This is a genomic window from Streptomyces sp. NPDC054956 (genome assembly GCF_053609185.1).
The window spans coordinates 1-16,964 of the sequence record NZ_JBSGXB010000161.1 but is presented as its reverse complement, the minus strand read 5'-3'; the positions used below and the strand labels follow the sequence as shown (position 1 = coordinate 16,964).

13 protein-coding genes are annotated in these 16,964 nt (G+C 70.9%); 4 read left to right on the top strand and 9 right to left on the bottom strand.

Going from position 1 to position 16,964, the window contains the following annotated elements:
* Positions 1-379: 379 nt before the first annotated feature.
* The 3 genes from ACWGDE_RS23570 to thyX form a co-directional block, all read right to left on the bottom strand.
* Positions 380-2,065, bottom strand: coding sequence for a ribonuclease J (locus tag ACWGDE_RS23570; RefSeq protein ID WP_453390985.1), 1,686 nt, complete (start codon positions 2,063-2,065; stop codon positions 380-382).
* A 114-nt stretch (positions 2,066-2,179) separates the two neighbouring features.
* On the bottom strand, positions 2,180-3,079 hold the full coding sequence (gene dapA / locus ACWGDE_RS23565) for a 4-hydroxy-tetrahydrodipicolinate synthase (RefSeq protein ID WP_453390983.1): 900 nt from the start codon (positions 3,077-3,079) through the stop codon (positions 2,180-2,182).
* Between the two features lie 198 nt (positions 3,080-3,277).
* A complete protein-coding gene (gene thyX, locus ACWGDE_RS23560; RefSeq protein WP_453390982.1) occupies positions 3,278-4,018 on the bottom strand; it encodes an FAD-dependent thymidylate synthase in 741 nt (246 codons plus the stop codon).
* Positions 4,019-4,265: 247 nt separating this feature from the next.
* Here thyX and ACWGDE_RS23555 point away from each other — a divergent pair, with 247 nt between their 5' ends.
* Complete coding sequence (locus ACWGDE_RS23555; protein WP_112451804.1) at positions 4,266-4,505, top strand: hypothetical protein; 240 nt, start codon at positions 4,266-4,268, stop codon at positions 4,503-4,505.
* A gap of 48 nt (positions 4,506-4,553) precedes the next feature.
* A complete protein-coding gene (locus tag ACWGDE_RS23550) occupies positions 4,554-5,111 on the top strand; it encodes a PH domain-containing protein (RefSeq protein WP_453390981.1) in 558 nt (185 codons plus the stop codon).
* Positions 5,112-5,166: 55 nt separating this feature from the next.
* Here ACWGDE_RS23550 and ACWGDE_RS23545 read toward each other — a convergent pair whose 3' ends face one another.
* The 6 genes from ACWGDE_RS23545 to eccD all read right to left on the bottom strand — a co-directional run bounded on the left by ACWGDE_RS23545 (position 5,167) and on the right by eccD (position 12,327).
* Positions 5,167-5,613: a hypothetical protein gene (locus tag ACWGDE_RS23545; RefSeq protein ID WP_453390980.1), complete on the bottom strand. Its 447-nt coding sequence runs from the start codon at positions 5,611-5,613 to the stop codon at positions 5,167-5,169.
* Positions 5,614-5,632: 19 nt separating this feature from the next.
* On the bottom strand, positions 5,633-6,385 hold the full coding sequence (gene dapB / locus ACWGDE_RS23540) for a 4-hydroxy-tetrahydrodipicolinate reductase (protein ID WP_453390979.1): 753 nt from the start codon (positions 6,383-6,385) through the stop codon (positions 5,633-5,635).
* Between the two features lie 51 nt (positions 6,386-6,436).
* Positions 6,437-7,816: a M16 family metallopeptidase gene (locus ACWGDE_RS23535; protein WP_453390978.1), complete on the bottom strand. Its 1,380-nt coding sequence runs from the start codon at positions 7,814-7,816 to the stop codon at positions 6,437-6,439.
* The gene (locus ACWGDE_RS23530) at positions 7,813-10,035 is read right to left on the bottom strand and encodes a polyribonucleotide nucleotidyltransferase (RefSeq protein ID WP_453390984.1); all 2,223 of its coding nucleotides are present in this window, start codon (positions 10,033-10,035) and stop codon (positions 7,813-7,815) included. The genes ACWGDE_RS23535 and ACWGDE_RS23530 overlap by 4 nt, the downstream gene beginning before the upstream one ends.
* A gap of 303 nt (positions 10,036-10,338) precedes the next feature.
* Positions 10,339-10,626 (bottom strand): 30S ribosomal protein S15, encoded by a 288-nt coding sequence (rpsO, locus tag ACWGDE_RS23525; RefSeq protein WP_365917403.1) that lies wholly within the window; start codon positions 10,624-10,626, stop codon positions 10,339-10,341.
* A gap of 171 nt (positions 10,627-10,797) precedes the next feature.
* Positions 10,798-12,327, bottom strand: a complete 1,530-nt coding sequence (gene eccD, locus ACWGDE_RS23520; protein ID WP_453390977.1) for a type VII secretion integral membrane protein EccD — start codon at positions 12,325-12,327, stop codon at positions 10,798-10,800.
* A 170-nt stretch (positions 12,328-12,497) separates the two neighbouring features.
* On the opposite strand from eccD, the gene eccCa reads away from it, so the two are divergent.
* Both eccCa and ACWGDE_RS23510 read left to right on the top strand, forming a co-directional pair.
* On the top strand, positions 12,498-16,481 hold the full coding sequence (eccCa, locus tag ACWGDE_RS23515) for a type VII secretion protein EccCa (RefSeq protein ID WP_453390976.1): 3,984 nt from the start codon (positions 12,498-12,500) through the stop codon (positions 16,479-16,481).
* Between the two features lie 135 nt (positions 16,482-16,616).
* Positions 16,617-16,862, top strand: a complete 246-nt coding sequence (locus tag ACWGDE_RS23510) for a DUF397 domain-containing protein (RefSeq protein WP_030303613.1) — start codon at positions 16,617-16,619, stop codon at positions 16,860-16,862.
* Positions 16,863-16,964 lie beyond the last annotated feature (102 nt).

The following is a 16,964-nucleotide window of genomic DNA, read 5'->3' as shown; positions in this document are numbered from 1 at the left end:
TTTCCTCCGGGCGCTTCCTTCGTTCTTGTGTCTCCGACTCTATCAGACTCTTTCGTGTCCGATTCCCGGTCGAAGCGGGTTTCGCTTTCCAGTTCCTCGCTTTCGCGTTTCCCTTTCCGGCGATTCCAACTCTACCAGATCATTTCCGCGCCTATCCGGCTTGGATTTGAATTGGATGGCCATTGGAGAGCCATTCCCTTTCGGGCGAGCCAGACCATATCAGGTTTCCCCGGTCCGGATTCCCACCCGCCCGCACCGAACCGTCCGGGCACACGTGTGTGCACGGGCGTCGTGCGAGGTGGAGACGTAAACGTACTGGAGCGGGGCCCCCGGATGCAAATCCGGTTGCCCCGCTCCGGTGAGATCGCTACGGCGAGGGTCAGACCTCGACGACGACCGGGAGGATCATCGGGCGGCGGCGGTAGCCGTCCGAGACCCACTTGCCCATCGTGCGGCGGATGAGCTGCTGGATCTGGTGCGGCTCGGCGACGCCGTCGGCCGCCGCGCGGGCGATGGCCTCCTCGATCTTCGGCAGGACGGACGCGAACGCCGAGTCGTCGATGCCGGAGCCGCGGGCCTGGATGTTCGGGCCGCTGACGACCTTGCCCGTGGTGCTGTCCACCACGACGTAGACCGAGATGATGCCCTCGTCGCCGAGGATCTTGCGGTCCTTGAGGTGGACCTCCGTCACGTCGCCGACCGAGAGGCCGTCCACGTAGACGTAGCCGGCCTGGACCTTGCCGGAGATCCGCGCCTTGCCGTCGATGAGGTCGACGACGACGCCGTCCTCCGCGATGACGATGCGGTCCTTCGGTACGCCCGTCAGGGCGCCGAGCTCGGCGTTGGCGCGCAGGTGGCGCCATTCGCCGTGGACCGGCATGAGGTTCCGCGGCTTGCAGATGTTGTAGAAGTACAGCAGCTCGCCGGCGGAGGCGTGGCCCGAGACGTGCACCTTGGCGTTGCCCTTGTGCACGACGTTGGCGCCCCAGCGGGTCAGGCCGTTGATCACGCGGTAGACCGCGTTCTCGTTGCCCGGGATCAGGGACGACGCCAGGATCACGGTGTCGCCGGGGACGATCCGGATCTGGTGGTCGCGGTTGGCCATGCGGGACAGGGCCGCCATCGGCTCGCCCTGGGAACCCGTACAGACCAGGACGACCTCGTGGGCCGGCAGGTCGTCGAGGGTCTTGACGTCCACGACGAGACCGGCCGGGACCTTCAGGTAGCCCAGGTCGCGGGCGATGCCCATGTTGCGGACCATCGAACGGCCGACGAAGGCGACCCTGCGTCCGTACTCGTGGGCGGCGTCGAGGATCTGCTGGATGCGGTGCACGTGGCTGGCGAAGCTCGCCACGATGATCCGGTTGCTGGCGTTCGCGAAGACCGTGCGCAGGACGTTGGAGATCTCGCGCTCGGGCGGGACGAAGCCCGGGACCTCGGCGTTCGTCGAGTCCGAGAGAAGGAGGTCGATGCCCTCTTCGCTCAGACGCGCGAAGGCGTGCAGGTCGGTGAGGCGCTTGTCCAGCGGCAGCTGGTCCATCTTGAAGTCGCCGGTGCAGACGACCATGCCGGCGCCGGTGCGGATGGCCACGGCCAGGGCGTCCGGGATGGAGTGGTTGACCGCGATGAACTCGCAGTCGAAGGGGCCGAGGTTCTCGCGCTCGCCTTCCTTCACCTCGAGGGTGTAGGGGCGGATGCGGTGCTCCTGGAGCTTCGCCTCGATGAGGGCCAGCGTCAGCTTGGAGCCGATCAGCGGGATGTCCGGCTTCTCCCGGAGGAGGTACGGGACGGCGCCGATGTGGTCTTCGTGACCGTGCGTGAGGACGATGCCCTCGATGTCGTCGAGGCGATCCCGGATGGACGAGAAGTCCGGCAGGATCAGGTCGATGCCCGGCTGCTCCTCTTCGGGGAAGAGGACGCCGCAGTCGACGATCAGCAGACGGCCGTCGAACTCGAAGACGGTCATGTTGCGGCCGATCTCACCGAGACCGCCCAGGGGGGTGACCCGAAGGCCGCCCTTGGGGAGCTTCGGCGGCGGACCGAGTTCAGGATGCGGATGGCTCAAAAGGTTCTCCTTCACCACGCGCGCCACGTACCCGTCGAGGCACGTGGCGCGCATGTCATTCGTGCACTTGCTTTGTCTTGTGTGGTTCCGCTTATTCAGTTGTGAAGTCTGGTGTCAGAGCTGTACCCCGCCGCGGGCAAGATCGATCTTGAGCTGCGCCGTCTCTTCGGCGGTCAGCTCGACCAGCGGGAGCCGCAGCGGGCCCGCGGGCAGGCCCTGCAGGTTCAGCGCGCCCTTGGTCGTGATCACGCCCTGGGTGCGGAACATGCCGGTGAAGACGGGGAGCAGCTTCTGGTGGATCTCGGTGGCCTTCTGGACGTCGCCGCCCAGGTGGGCCTCGAGCATGGCGCGGAGCTCGGGGGTGACCACGTGGCCGACCACGGAGACGAAGCCGACCGCGCCGACCGAGAGGAGCGGCAGGTTCAGCATGTCGTCGCCCGAGTACCAGGCCAGGCCGCTCTGGGCGATGGCCCAGCTGGCGCGGCCGAGGTCGCCCTTGGCGTCCTTGTTGGCAACGATACGGGGGTGCTCGGCCAGCCGGACGAGGGTTTCCGTGTTGATCGGGACACCGCTGCGGCCGGGGATGTCGTAGAGCATGACCGGCAGCTCGGTGGCGTCGGCGATCGCCGTGAAGTGCCGGAAGAGGCCCTCCTGCGGCGGCTTGCTGTAGTACGGGGTGACCGCGAGCAGGCCGTGCGCGCCGGTGCGCTCGGCCTGGCGGGCGAGCTCGAGGGTGTGGCGGGTGTCGTTGGTGCCGATGCCGGCGACCACGTGGGCCCGGTCCCCGACCGCTTCGAGTACGGCTCGTACGAGGTCGTTTTTCTCCGCGTCGGTGGTGGTCGGCGACTCACCGGTGGTGCCGTTGATGATCAGGCCGTCGTTGCCTGCGTCCACCAAGTGGACGGCGAGCTGCTGCGCGCCGTCGAGGTCAAGTGCGCCATCCGCCGTAAACGGCGTGATCATGGCGGTGAGGACCCGCCCGAAGGGGGTCTGCGGAGTCGAGATCGGAGCCATGGGTAACACGCTACTCGCTGCCATGCTCGCGGTGTCCCCTCGGGGGACGTGATGAGTGTGTTGGAGCCCGGCACTGCCTGCTCGGGGGTTCAAGCAGTGCCGGGTCCGTTTGATCAGCCTAGATGAACTTTACGAAACGCCGCAATACGGACACTTCGGACTTGGCCCGCACATCTGTGCGGTCCGGCCCTTCCGGCCTTACGGGGCGACGCGGCCGTTGCCGTTGAAGGCGGCGTACGTGAGCGGCATGAGAGCCGCCCACTGCTGCTCCATCTTCTCGCCGACCATCTCGATCTCCCGCTGCGGGAAGGACGGGACCGCCGCCAGCTCGTGCTGGGTGCGCAGGCCGAGGAAGTGCATGAGCGAGCGCGCGTTGCACGTGGCGTACATCGAGGAGAAAAGACCGACCGGCAGGACCGAACGGGCAACCTCGCGGGCCACGCCCGCCGCCAGCATCTCCTGGTAGGCCTCGTAGGCCTGGCGGTACGAGTCCTCCATGACCCGGCCCGTCAGCTCCTGCTGGGCCTCGGTGCCCTCGACGAAGACGTACTTGCCGGGGCGGCCCTCCTGGACCAGCTTGCGCTCGGCGTCCGGGACGTAGAAGACCGGCTCCAGCTCCCTGTAGCGGCCCGATTCCTCGTTGTAGGACCAGCCCACGCGGTGGCGCATGAACTCGCGGAACACGAAGATCGGGGCGCTGATGAAGAAGGTCATCGAGTTGTGCTCGAAGGGGCTGCCGTGGCGGTCGCGCATCAGGTAGTTGATGAGGCCCTTGGAGCGCTCCGGGTCCTTCTGCAGTTCCTCGAGCGACTGTTCGCCGGCCGTGGACACACGGGCGGCCCACAGGACGTCGGAGTCGGCGGCGGAGTGCTTCACCAGCTCCACCGTCACATCGCTGCGGAACGTGGGTTTCAGGTCTGAAGCGGCGGTCTCGCTCACCGAGGGGTCCTTCCGAACGGGTCTCACTTGGGGCGGCGCCCACTCTACGGCGGTCCGCGGACCGATCCGAGCAGCCCCGTGCCGACCCGGTCCGTGGCCGGTTCATCTGACGCGGCGCCATAAAATTTGGTTAATGTCCCGAAATCCGGCACCGATCGGGGCTTCTGCGCGTCCTACGTAGTAGAACGCCAGCCCCCGTCCCGCAACCCCATCGCCCCCCGGGCCCGACCGTCAGGAGAGTCTCTCCATGTTCCGCCGGCGCGAACCCGTCCCGTTCGCCTTCGTCGCCGAGGCCGACCGTTTTCGCAGTAACGTCACTCCACCGCCGCCCGAGAGCCTGAGCAAGACCCAGATCGCCGCCCGTAGTCTGGTCGGACTGACCGTCGTGGCGGGGCTCGTCGGCTCGCTGCTCTTCGGGATGCCCGCACTGCAGCCGAACCAGGCACCGGCGAAGTCGCAGCAGTCGGAGGCCTCCGAGGGGCGGTAGCCTCACGGGCACAGCCCAACCGAACGTGCATGTGAGTGAGGTCCTGCCGTGCCCCTGCCCTTCCTGACGGCCGACGGCGCATTCGACGCGCACGACACCGGGGAGACCCTCCCCCACGAGGACCACGACCGCTGGCGGCGCCCCTACCGCCCGGGCCCCTGGCGGGTCGCCATCGCGGCGCTGCTGCTCCTGCTCGGTTCCTTCATGCTGTTCGCCACGGTCATCATCACCGCGGCGGGCACCTGGACCGGCGCCCTGGGCGCTCTGGCCGCCTCGCTGGCCGTGGTCGGGACCGCGTTGCGGTTGCTGCGCACGGGCGTCTGGGTGAGCCGCAAGGGGCTCCGCAGGGTGGGGTTCTTCGGGACCCGCTCGATCCCGTGGAGCCAGGTCGCCGAAGTGCGCACGGTGCAGCAGCCCGTGCGCTGGCTCGGACTGCCGAGGACCGTGCAGGGTCAGGCCCTGACGGTGGCCGCGCGCGGCGGGGCCGCGCTGCCGGTGCTGCTGACCGACCACAACGCCGACTTCCTGTCGCGGACCGAGGCGTTCGACCGGGCCGCCGACTCGGTCGAGGCCTGGGCCGCCGAGTACCGGGCCGTGCCCGCCTGATCCGTCGCGATCGCCCGCAGAGCCCGTACGGGAACACTTCCCGTACGGGCTTCGCTCATGGGGCCGGGACGTCGTGCAGGGAGATCGCCCGCTGCATGGCCTTGCGCGCCCGCGGGGTGTCGCGGGCGTCGTGGTAGGCGACCGCGAGGCGGAACCAGCTGCGCCAGTCCCCCGGCGCGTCCTCGGTCTCGGCCTTGCGGCGCGCGAAGACCTCGTCGGCGGAATCCCGCAGGATCCGGCCGTACGTGTCCCGCTCGAGCTCGTCCACGGGCAGTCCGCCCTCGGCCTCCAGCTCGGCCGCGAGCTGGTGGGCCCTGGTGACGAACCGGGTGTTCTTCCAGAGGAACCAGACGCCGATGACCGGCAGGATCAGCACGGCCAGCCCGAACGGGACGGTGATCGGGGTCCCGAGCCGGATCAGCATCAGGCCCCGGCCGCCGGCCAGGACGAAGTAGACGGCCAGGACGGCGGCCGTGATGAAGTAGGTGATCTTCGCGCGCATGGTTCCGCTGCCTAGCTCGTCAGCCGAGTTCGAGGAAGTTTTCCAGGCCGAAGGTGAGGCCCGGGGTCTGCGTCACGCGGCGCGCGCCGAGCAGGATGCCCGGCATGAAGCTGCTGTGGTGCAGGGAGTCGTGACGGATGGTCAGGGTCTCGCCCTCGCCGCCGAGGAGGACCTCCTGGTGGGCGAGGAGTCCGCGCAGGCGGATCGCGTGCACCGGGACGCCGTCGACGTCCGCGCCGCGCGCGCCGTCGAGGGCGGTGGCGGTGGCGTCGGGCTGCGCGCCGAGGCCGGCCTCGGCGCGGGCGGCCGCGATGAGCTGCGCCGTACGGGTCGCCGTGCCGGAGGGGGCGTCGACCTTGTTGGGGTGGTGCAGCTCGACGACCTCGACGGACTCGAAGTACCGGGCGGCCTGGGCGGCGAACTTCATCGTGAGGACGGCGCCGATGGAGAAGTTCGGGGCGATGAGCACGCCCGTCGCCGGGGAGGCGGCGAGCCAGGTGTTCAGCTGGGCGAGGCGGTCCTCGGTCCAGCCGGTGGTGCCGACCACTGAGTGGATCCCGTGGCGGACGAGGAACTCCAGGTTGTCCATCACGGAGGCCGGGGTGGTCAGCTCGACCGCGACCTGGGCGCCGGCCTCGGCCAGCGTCTCCAGCTTGTCGCCGCGGCCGAGGGCGGCCACCAGCTCCATGTCCTCGGCGGCCTGGACGGCCCTGACCGCCTCGGAGCCGATGCGGCCCTGGGCGCCGAGGACTGCCACGCGCAGCTTGCTCATATTGCTTGCTTCCTTACGTGCGTACGGGAACGGAGCGGTCTCGGGGCCCGCTCAGGCGACCGCTTCGTCGAGACGGGCCGCCTGCTTCTCCTTCAGCGGGCCGATCACGGCGAGCGAGGGCCGCTGGGCCAGTACATCCTGTGCGACCGAGCGGACGTCGTCCGGGGTGACGGCGGCGATCCGGGCCAGCATGTCGTCGACCGACATCTGGTCGCCCCAGCACAGCTCGCTCTTCCCGATGCGGTTCATGATCGCGCCGGTGTCCTCCAGGCCGAGGACGGTGGAGCCGGACAGCTGGCCGACGGCCCGCCGGATCTCCTCGTCGGTGAGCCCTTCGCCGGCGACCTTGTCGAGCTCGTCCCGGCAGATCCGCAGTACGTCGTGGACCTGGTTGGGGCGGCACCCGGCGTAGACGCCGAAGAGGCCGGTGTCGGCGAAGCCCGAGGTGTACGAGTACACGCTGTAGGCCAGGCCGCGCTTCTCGCGGACCTCCTGGAAGAGGCGGGAGGACATGCCTCCGCCGAGCGCGGTGTTCAGTACGCCCAGCGCCCAGCGGCGCTCGTCGGTGCGGGCCAGGCCCGGCATGCCGAGGACCACGTGGGCCTGCTCGGTCTTGCGGTTGACGAGCTCGACGCGGCCGGAGGTGCGGATCCGCTTGGTGCCGGTGCGCGGGCCGATCGGCTCGGCGTCGGCGCGGGTCAGGGAGCCGGCCTTCTCGAAGGCCGCGCGGACCTGGCGTACGACCTTGTTGTGGTCGACGTTGCCCGCGGCGGCCACGACCAGGTGGGTGGGGTCGTAGTGCTTCTTGTAGAAGCGGCGGATCCGGTCGGCGGTGAGCGCGTTGATCGTGTCGACGGTGCCGAGGACGGGGCGCCCGAGCGGGGTGTCCCCGTACATCGTCTGGGCGAACAGGTCGTGGACCATGTCGCCCGGGTCGTCCTCGGTCATCGCGATCTCTTCGAGGATGACTCCGCGTTCGGCGTCGACATCGGATTCGAGGATCAGCGAGCCGGTGAGCATGTCGCACACGACGTCGATCGCCAGCGGCAGGTCGGTGTCGAGCACCCGCGCGTAATAGCAGGTGTACTCCTTCGCCGTGAAGGCGTTCATCTCTCCGCCGACCGCGTCGATCGCGGAGGAGATGTCGAGGGCGCTGCGCTTGTCGGTGCCCTTGAAGAGGAGGTGCTCCAGGTAGTGCGTGGCGCCGTTCAGCGAAGGCGTCTCGTCCCGGGAGCCGACGTGGGCCCAGATCCCGAAGGTGGCGGAGCGTACGGACGGCAGGGTCTCGGTGACGACGCGCAGTCCGCCGGGGAGGACCGTGCGCCGGACGGTGCCGATGCCGTTCGTGCCTTTGAGCACTGTTTGGGTACGGGCGACGGCCCGCCCCTCCGAAGAGGGGCGGGCCGTCACACGGGAACTACGCGACGTCACTTGTCGGAGTCGTCCTTGTCAGCGTCGTCGCCGGCGGCCTCGCCGTCGATCACGGGGACCAGGGAGAGCTTGCCGCGGGAGTCGATCTCGGCGATCTCGACCTGGACCTTGGTGCCGACCGCGAGCACGTCCTCGACGTTCTCCACGCGCTTGCCACCGGCGAGCTTGCGGATCTGCGAGATGTGCAGCAGGCCGTCCTTGCCGGGCATGAGGGAGACGAAGGCACCGAAGGTGGTGGTCTTGACGACCGTACCCAGGTAACGCTCGCCGACCTCCGGCATGGTCGGGTTGGCGATCTGGTTGATCGTGGCGCGGGCGGCCTCGGCGGCCGGGCCGTCGGAGGCACCGATGTAGATGGTGCCGTCGTCCTCGATCGTGATCTCGGCGCCGGTGTCCTCCTGGATCTGGTTGATCATCTTGCCCTTGGGGCCGATGACCTCACCGATCTTGTCCACCGGGATCTTGACGGTGATGATCCGGGGGGCGAACGGGGACATGGCGTCCGGCGTGTCGATCGCTTCCATCATCACGTCGAGGATGTGGAGGCGGGCGTCGCGGGCCTGCTTGAGGGCGGCGGCCAGGACCGAGGCCGGGATGCCGTCGAGCTTGGTGTCCAGCTGGAGCGCGGTGACGAACTCCTTGGTGCCGGCGACCTTGAAGTCCATGTCGCCGAAGGCGTCCTCCGCACCGAGGATGTCGGTGAGGGCGACGTAGTGGGTCTTGCCGTCGATCTCCTGGGAGATCAGGCCCATGGCGATACCGGCGACGGGGGCCTTGAGGGGCACACCGGCGTTCAGCAGCGACATGGTGGAGGCGCAGACCGAGCCCATCGACGTCGAACCGTTGGAGCCGAGGGCCTCGGACACCTGACGGATCGCGTAGGGGAACTCCTCGCGGGTCGGGAGGACCGGCACGATCGCGCGCTCGGCGAGCGCGCCGTGGCCGATCTCGCGGCGCTTCGGCGAACCGACGCGGCCGGTCTCGCCGACGGAGTACGGCGGGAAGTTGTAGTTGTGCATGTAGCGCTTGCGGGTCACCGGGGAGAGGGTGTCCAGCTGCTGCTCCATGCGGAGCATGTTCAGGGTGGTGATGCCCAGGATCTGGGTCTCGCCACGCTCGAACAGCGCCGAGCCGTGCACGCGCGGGATGGCCTCGACCTCGGCAGCCAGCGTACGGATGTCCGTGACGCCGCGGCCGTCGATGCGGACCTTGTCCTTGATGACGCGCTCGCGGACCAGGGCCTTGGTCAGGCTGCGGTACGCGGCGGAGATCTCCTTCTCGCGGCCTTCGAAGGCCGGGAGGAGCTTCTCGGCGGCGATCTCCTTGACGCGGTCCAGCTCGGCCTCGCGGTCCTGCTTGCCCGCGATGGTCAGCGCCTGGGAGAGCTCGCCCTTGACGGCGGCCGAGAGGGCCTCGTACACGTCGTCCTGGTAGTCCAGGAAGACCGGGAACTCGCCCTCGGGCTTCGCGGCCTTGGCGGCGAGGTCCGACTGGGCCTTGCACAGGGCCTTGATGAACGGCTTCGCGGCCTCGAGGCCCGCGGCGACGATCTCCTCGGTCGGCGCCTCGGCGCCGCCCTTGACGAGGGCGATGGTCTTCTCGGTGGCCTCGGCCTCGACCATCATGATCGCGACGTCGCCGTCCTCGAGCGCGCGGCCCGCGACGACCATGTCGAAGACGGCGTCCTCGAGCTCGGTGTGCGTCGGGAACGCGACCCACTGGCCGCGGATCAGCGCGACGCGGACGCCGCCGATCGGGCCGGAGAAGGGCAGACCGGCCAGCTGGGTGGACGCGGACGCGGCGTTGATCGCGATGACGTCGTACAGGTGGTCGGGGTTGAGCGCCATGATCGTGGCGACGACCTGGATCTCGTTGCGCAGGCCCTTCTTGAAGGACGGGCGCAGCGGGCGGTCGATCAGGCGACAGGTGAGGATCGCGTCCTCGGAGGGGCGGCCCTCACGGCGGAAGAAGGAGCCGGGGATCTTGCCGGCCGCGTACATCCGCTCCTCGACGTCGACCGTCAGGGGGAAGAAGTCGAGCTGGTCCTTGGGCTTCTTCGACGCGGTGGTGGCGGAAAGCACCATCGTGTCGTCGTCCAGGTAGGCAACGGCGGAGCCGGCGGCCTGGCGGGCCAGACGGCCCGTCTCGAAGCGGATGGTGCGGGTGCCGAAGGAACCGTTGTCAATGACGGCCTCGGCGTAGTGGGTCTCGTTCTCCACTAGCGTTTTCTCCATTTTCGTCGTCTCCGTCCGCCACCCGTGTGGTGGTGGACGGTTGCGGAGAAGCGCTCCTTGCGTGCGGGCCGGTCTTCGATCGAAGCATCCGGGGTTCGAGCCCGTCGTGGGCGTTCCGGGTGCCACTACCGAGGACCGGCGGCGTAGGGAGGGCGCTCCTCCTCTTCAGTTGTGCACGTCTTCTTCAGACGTCACGCGCTTCCAGACTACAAAGCGTCCGGTACGTCGCGCACGTACAGCAAAGGGAGCGGCCCCATCAGTGTGGGAACCGCTCCCTTCACAGCGTCTTTACTTGGCGCCGGCCGCACCGCGGCGGATGCCGAGGCGCTCGACCAGCGTACGGAAGCGCTGGATGTCCTTCTTGGCCAGGTACTGCAGAAGGCGGCGGCGCTGGCCGACCAGGATCAGCAGACCACGACGGGAGTGGTGGTCGTGCTTGTGGGCCTTCAGGTGCTCGGTCAGGTCCGAGATGCGGCGGGACAGCATCGCGACCTGGACCTCGGGAGAGCCGGTGTCGCCCTCCTTGGCACCGAACTCGCTGATGATCTGCTTCTTCGTAGCGGCGTCGAGCGGCACGCGTACTCCTCGTTTAGGTCTTCGTAGCCACCGAGTGCCCCAGGTCGAATTCTCTGGGGATCTTCCGTAACTCGGGAGGCGGGGTCCGCTGAGCGCAGCCCCCAGAAGAATCCGAGGGCGCGTACACAAACGGCCGTCACACAGCGTACCAGGCTGCCGCTCCGCCCCGTCTCAGCTGGTGAGAGCGCGGGCCCGGGCGTAGACGCCGAGCACGGCCAGGGCCAGCGGGACCAGGCTGAGCAGGACCGCCGCCTCGGTGAGGTCGAGCAGCCGCCCCCAGAAGGGTGACAGACCCCTGCGGGGAATGACCAGTGAAATTCCGGCGAGGAGGGCCGCGCCGGCGGCGACGGCGGCGGAGAGCCAGATGGTACGGACGTCCAGGCCGGTGCGGTCGCCGTACAGGTCGAGCTGCTGGCGCAGGGCGGCCGGGGGGTGCGCGGCGAGGCCGAGGACGAGCAGGGCGATGGCGGCGAACCCGGCCACCAGGGCGCAGGCGACCTGGGAGGTGTAGCGGAAGAGCCGGGCGCGCAGCAGCATGGCGAGCCCGGTGGCCAGGGCCAGGAGCCGGGCCCAGGTGTCGTCGGAGAAGCCGAGGACGGCGGCGGCGCCGACGGCGACCGCGGAGCAGCCGCCGACGAGGCCGAGGAGCGTCTCGTGGCCGCGGCGGGCCCGGGCGGCGATGGCCTCGGCGTCGAGCGGGGCGCCGGCGTCGTACTGCTCTGCGTGCTCGGCCCGCTCGGCGGCGGACCGCTCGCGCTCACCGTACGGGTCGGTCTCGTAGCGGTCCGGGGTCTCGTACGCGGCCACGGCGCTCTGCGGGGCCGCGTAGCCGATGGGGAGCCGGGCGAAGCGGGCGGAGAGCCCGGGGAGGAAGCCGACGAGGCCGACGGCGACGGGGGCGCAGACGGCCGCGGCGCCGGTCGCGCCGGTGTCGGCGGCGATGGCGGTGAAGCCGGCCAGGGTCCCGGTGGCGGCGAGGAAGGTGGCCGCGACGAAGGGGGCGTCGCCGTCGGGGGTGAGGGCGACGAGGGCGGCCGAGGCGACGAGCACGCAGACGCAGCCGAGGAGGAACTGGAGCCGGCCGGGGCCCTGGCCCGCGGCGGGGGCGACGATGCCGGCGCCGGCGAGCAGCAGGTGCGGGACGGCGGCGAGGCCGAGCGCCGCGGCGGAGCCGCGGTCGCGGTGGACGCGGGCGCGCACCCCGGCGGCGGCGGTGAGGAGCAGGCCGACGCAGCCGGCGACGACCGCGGGCAGCCCGTGCGTGTCGTGCAGGACGGGGTCGGCGTACCAGAGGACGAGGCCGAGGAGGACGAAGAGGACGGCGGCGCCGGTCAGGCCCGCGCCGCGCAGCATGTCCTCGCTCCAGCGGTGGCGGTCGTTCACCACGGCGCAGGCGACGGCGTCGGAGACGTCGTCGAAGACGGCGGGCGGCAGGGACTCCGCGAAGGGGCGCAGGCTCAGCACCTCGCCGTCGAGGACCTGCTGGGCGGCGAGGGTGCGGGCGCCGTCGAGGACGGTGCCGGAGCGCAGGACGAGGTGGAAGCCGGTGGGGGCGCCGACGGGCTGGGTCTGGCCGGTGAGGCGCAGCAGCTCGGGGTAGATGTCGGCGACGGCGATGTCCTCGGGGAGGGCGACGTCCGTGCGGCTGTCGGGGGCCACGACGGTGACCCTGCGGAAGCCGGTCGCCTCGGCGGTGTTCACCTGGTGTCCCCCGTTGGTGTGTGGCTGGCGTGCGCGCCACGGTAGCGGGAGTGAGGAGGGCCCTCCGGCCAGTAGGATCGCCGCTCCTGCGGAGGAACCCACCCTTCGCGCCCGGGACTTGAGGGCGCCGGTTGCGACGTCCCCGCCGTCTTCTAGGGATTGATGCTCCGGTGAGCCAGATCGTCGTCAAGCGCCCGCCCCGGTCGCTGCCGCCCGAAGTTCCCTCGGAGGAAGTGCGGTTGGAGGCGCCGCCGGAGCTTCCGAGAGGGCAGCAGGAGAGCGTGTCGGCGCAGTTGCTCCCGATGCTCGGGATGGGCTCCTCCGCCGTCTTCTTCTTCCTGCCGGACATCCCTTCGTTCATGCGGATCATGGGCGTGCTGATGCTGGTGTCGACGGTGGGGATGCTCGTCGCCCAGCTGGTGCGCCACCGGCGCGGCACCCAGGGGCACATGGCCGATGCGCGCCGGGACTACCTCAAGTACCTGGCGCAGACACGCCGGCGGGTGCGCCGGACCGCGCGGGCCCAGCGCGACGCCCAGCTGTACCTCCACCCGGCTCCGGAGCAGTTGTGGTCGGTGGTGGCCGAGGGCTCGCGGCTGTGGGAGCGGCGGGTCGGCGACGCCGACTTCGCGCAGGCCCGGCTGGGGCTGGGGGCGCAGCGCCTGGCGACCCCGCTGGTGGCTCCGGACACGGCGCCGGTGGAGGAGCTGGAGCCGCTGACGGCGGGCGCGATGCAGCGGTTCCTGAAGGTGCACTCCTCGCTGGAGGGGCTGCCGGTGGCGGTGTCGTTGCGGGCCTTCTACCACGTGACGGTGTCCGGGGAGCCTCAGTCGGCGCGCGGTACGGCACGCGCGCTGATCGCGCAGCTGGCGACGCTGCACTCCCCCGAGGACCTGACGGTGGCGGTGGTGGCCGCGCCGGGTGCGGCCCGCGACTGGGACTGGGTGAAGTGGCTGCCGCACACCCAGTTGCCGGGGCAGATCGACGGGGCCGGCACGAAGCGGCTGTTCGGCGACGACCTCGGCGAGGTGGAGGGGCTGCTGGGCTCCCGGCTGGAGGGGCGGCCGCGGTTCGGCCGGGAGGGGGCCCCGGTGCTGGACCGGCCGCACGTGGTGCTCGTCCTGGACTCCGGTTCGCGCGGGGGTCCGGTGCCCGCGGAGTCGGTGTTCGCGGCGGCCGAGGGGCTCCAGGGCGTCACCGTCGTCGAGGTGGTGGCGGGCGAGCTCGACGAGGCGCGCGGCGGGCTGTCGGTCGTGGTGCGGCCGGGCCGGCTGCGGCTGGAGTCGGGTGCGGGCGTCGCCTACGAGGGCGTACCGGACACCCTGTCGCTGCCGGCGGCGGAGGCACTGGCCCGGCAGCTGGCGCCGCTGCGCACGGGCGGCGGGGACGAGGACGAGCCGCTGCTGGCCGATCTGGACTTCACGGACCTGCTGAACCTGGGCGACGCCGCTTCCGTCGACGTGTCCCGGTCCTGGCGGCCGCGTTCGGCCGGCGAGCGGCTGCGCGTGCCGATCGGCGTCGGCGAGGACGGCTCCCCGGTGATGCTGGACCTGAAGGAGGCCGCGCAGGAGGGCATGGGCCCGCACGGGCTGTGCGTGGGCGCGACCGGTTCGGGCAAGTCGGAGCTGCTGCGCACGCTGGTGCTGGGGCTGGCGGTCACGCACACCTCGCAGACGCTCAACTTCGTGCTCGCCGACTTCAAGGGCGGTGCGACCTTCACCGGGATGGGACGGCTGCCGCACGTCGCGGCGGTCATCACCAACCTGGCGGACGACCTCACGCTCGTGGACCGCATGGGCGACTCGATCCGCGGCGAACTCCAGCGCCGTCAGGAGCTGCTGCGCTCGGCGGGCAACTACGCGAACGTCCACGACTACGAGAAGGCCCGCGCGGCAGGCGCTCCGCTGGAGCCGCTGGCCTCGCTGGTGCTGGTCATCGACGAGTTCTCCGAGCTGCTGACCGCGAAGCCGGACTTCATCGACATGTTCATCCAGATCGGCCGCATCGGGCGGTCGCTGGGCGTGCACCTGCTGCTGGCCTCGCAGCGCCTGGAGGAGGGCAAGCTGCGCGGGCTGGACACGTACCTGTCGTACCGGATCGGTCTGCGGACCTTCTCGGCGGCGGAGTCGCGCACCGCGATCGGCGTGCCGGACGCCTACCACCTGCCGTCGGTGCCCGGTTCGGGCTACCTGAAGTCCGGTACGGACGAGATGACGCGCTTCAAGGCGGCGTACGTATCGGGCACCTACCGCTCGGGCGGGCCGGACCCGTCGGTCGGGGCGTTCCCGGTGGAGCGGCGGCCGGTGCTGTTCACGGCGGCGCCGGTGCCCGTGGTGTACGCGGCTGCGGACCCGGCGTACCTGACGGCGCGGGCTGAGGAGGCGGAGCGGTCCGGGCAGGGGGACGACGCGCTCGCGGACACCGTGCTGGACGTGATCGTGGGGCGGCTGGAGGGGCAGGGCGTGCCGGCGCACCAGGTGTGGCTGCCGCCGCTCGACCAGGCCCCGCCGCTGGACCAGCTGCTGCCGGCGCTGGCTCCTTCGGCGGAGCGCGGGCTGCACGCGGAGGGGTACACGCGGCCGGGCGGGCTGGTCGTACCGCTCGGGCTCGTCGACAAGCCGTTCGAGCAGCGGCGCGAGGTGCTGTACCGGGACTTCTCCGGCGCGGCGGGCCACATGATGGTGGTCGGCGGCCCCCGGTCGGGCAAGTCGACGCTGATGCGGACGCTGATCTCCTCGTTCGCGCTGACGCACACCCCGCGCGAGGTGCAGTTCTACGGGCTGGACTTCGGCGGCGGCGGTCTGTCGTCGGTCGCCGGCCTGCCGCACGTGGGCGGGATCGCCTCCCGGCTGGACCCGGAGCGGGTGCGGCGCACGGTCGCGGAGGTCTTCGGGGTGCTGCGCCGGCGCGAGGAGTTCTTCCGCGCGCACGGCATCGACTCGATCGGCACCTACCGGCGCCGGCGCGCGGCGGGCGAACTGCCCGGCGAGGCCTGGGGCGACGTCTTCCTGGTCGTCGACGGCTGGGGCGCCTTCCGGGGCGAGTACGAGGCCCTGGAGCAGATCGTCACGGACATCGCGGCCCGGGGCCTGGGGTACGGCATCCACGTGGTGATCACGGTCTCCCGGTACATGGAGGTCCGGGCGGCGCTGAAGGACCAGCTGCTCGGCCGGCTGGAGCTGCGCCTCGGCGACGTCATGGACTCCGAGTTCGACCGCAAGGTCGCGGCGAACGTCCCGACGGGCATGCCCGGCCGGGGCCAGGTCCCGGAGAAGCTGCACTTCCTGGGCGCGCTGCCGCGGATCGACGGCTCGCACGCGGCGGAGGACCTCGCGGAGGCCACGGCCGCCTTCGTGGGCTCCGTCCAGCGGAACTGGGCGGGCGAGGCCGCCCCCGGCGTACGGCTGCTGCCGCGGCTGCTCCACTTCGACCGGCTGCCCAAGGGCGGCGAGCACCCGGAGCGCGGGATCGCGATCGGCATCGACGAGACCGACCTGGAGCCGGTGTTCGTCGACTTCGAGACCGACCCGTTCCTCCTCGTGTTCGGCGAGAGCGAGTCGGGCAGGACGAACCTGCTGCGGCTCATCGCCCACCGGATCGCGGAGCGCTACACCCCGGACCGGGCGCGGCTGGTGGTCGGGGACTACCGGCGGAGCCTGCTCGGGGCGCTGCCGGAGGAGCACCTGCTGGAGTACGCGCCGACGGCGAGCTCGCTGCAGATGCACATGGAGGCGCTGGGCGGGGTGTTCGCGCGCCGCCAGCCCCCGCAGGACGTCACTCCGCGGCAGTTGCGCGACCGCAGCTGGTGGACCGGCCCGGACGTGTTCATCATCATCGACGACTTCGACCTGGTGGCCACGAGCCAGGGCAATCCGCTGGCGCAGCTGGTGGAGTTCCTGCCGTTCGCGCGGGACACGGGCGTCCGCTTCGTCATCGCGCGCGGCTCGGCGGGTGCCTCGCGCGCGCTGTACGAGCCGTTCATGCAGCGGATCAAGGAGCTGGGCGCGCAGGGCCTGGTGCTGTCGGGCGATCCGTCCGAGGGCGACCTGGTGGGCGGTGTCCGGCCCCGTCCGATGCCGCCGGGCCGGGCCTCGTTCGTCTCGCGCAAGCGCGGGACCTCACTGGTGCAGATCGGGCGGATGCCGGGGCTGTAGGGCGAGGGGTGCGGGCCGGGGGTGCGGGGCCGGGGTGCGGGAGGGTTCGCGGAGGGGGTTCCGGAAAGCCTCCCGCGCGCGGCCGCCCACCACCGATAATCGGCAACGACCGCACCACCGAAGGAGAGGCCGCACATGGGCACTCAGCAGGAGAAGGACGAGCTGTACGCGCTCGACATCAGCGGTGTCGAGTGGGAGGGCCCGCCCGGTACCAGCCCGGACGAGGAGCGGGTCGAGATCGCCCGGCTGCCCGAGGGGGCGGTGGCGATGCGGTCCTCGCTGGACCGGGACACGGTGCTGCGCTACACCGCCGCCGAGTGGGAGGCGTTCGTACTCGGGGCCAGGGACGGGGAGTTCGACCTCGACCGGGGCCCGCGCTGAGGCACGTACCGGTCCGCATGCGGTGCGCGTAGTCGTCGCGCGGGGAAGGGGGCGCGCCCGGTGCGGGTGCGCCCCCTTCCCCGTACCTCGTGCGGTGTGCGG

Coding starts and splice junctions, on each gene's coding strand:
- ACWGDE_RS23545 (WP_453390980.1), bottom strand. CDS start 5,613: ATGCGCGCGAAGATCACCTACTTCATCACGGCCGCCGTCCTGGCCGTC.
- dapB (WP_453390979.1), bottom strand. CDS start 6,385: ATGAGCAAGCTGCGCGTGGCAGTCCTCGGCGCCCAGGGCCGCATCGGC.
- ACWGDE_RS23555 (WP_112451804.1), top strand. CDS start 4,266: ATGTTCCGCCGGCGCGAACCCGTCCCGTTCGCCTTCGTCGCCGAGGCC.
- ACWGDE_RS23510 (WP_030303613.1), top strand. CDS start 16,617: ATGGGCACTCAGCAGGAGAAGGACGAGCTGTACGCGCTCGACATCAGC.
- dapA (WP_453390983.1), bottom strand. CDS start 3,079: ATGGCTCCGATCTCGACTCCGCAGACCCCCTTCGGGCGGGTCCTCACC.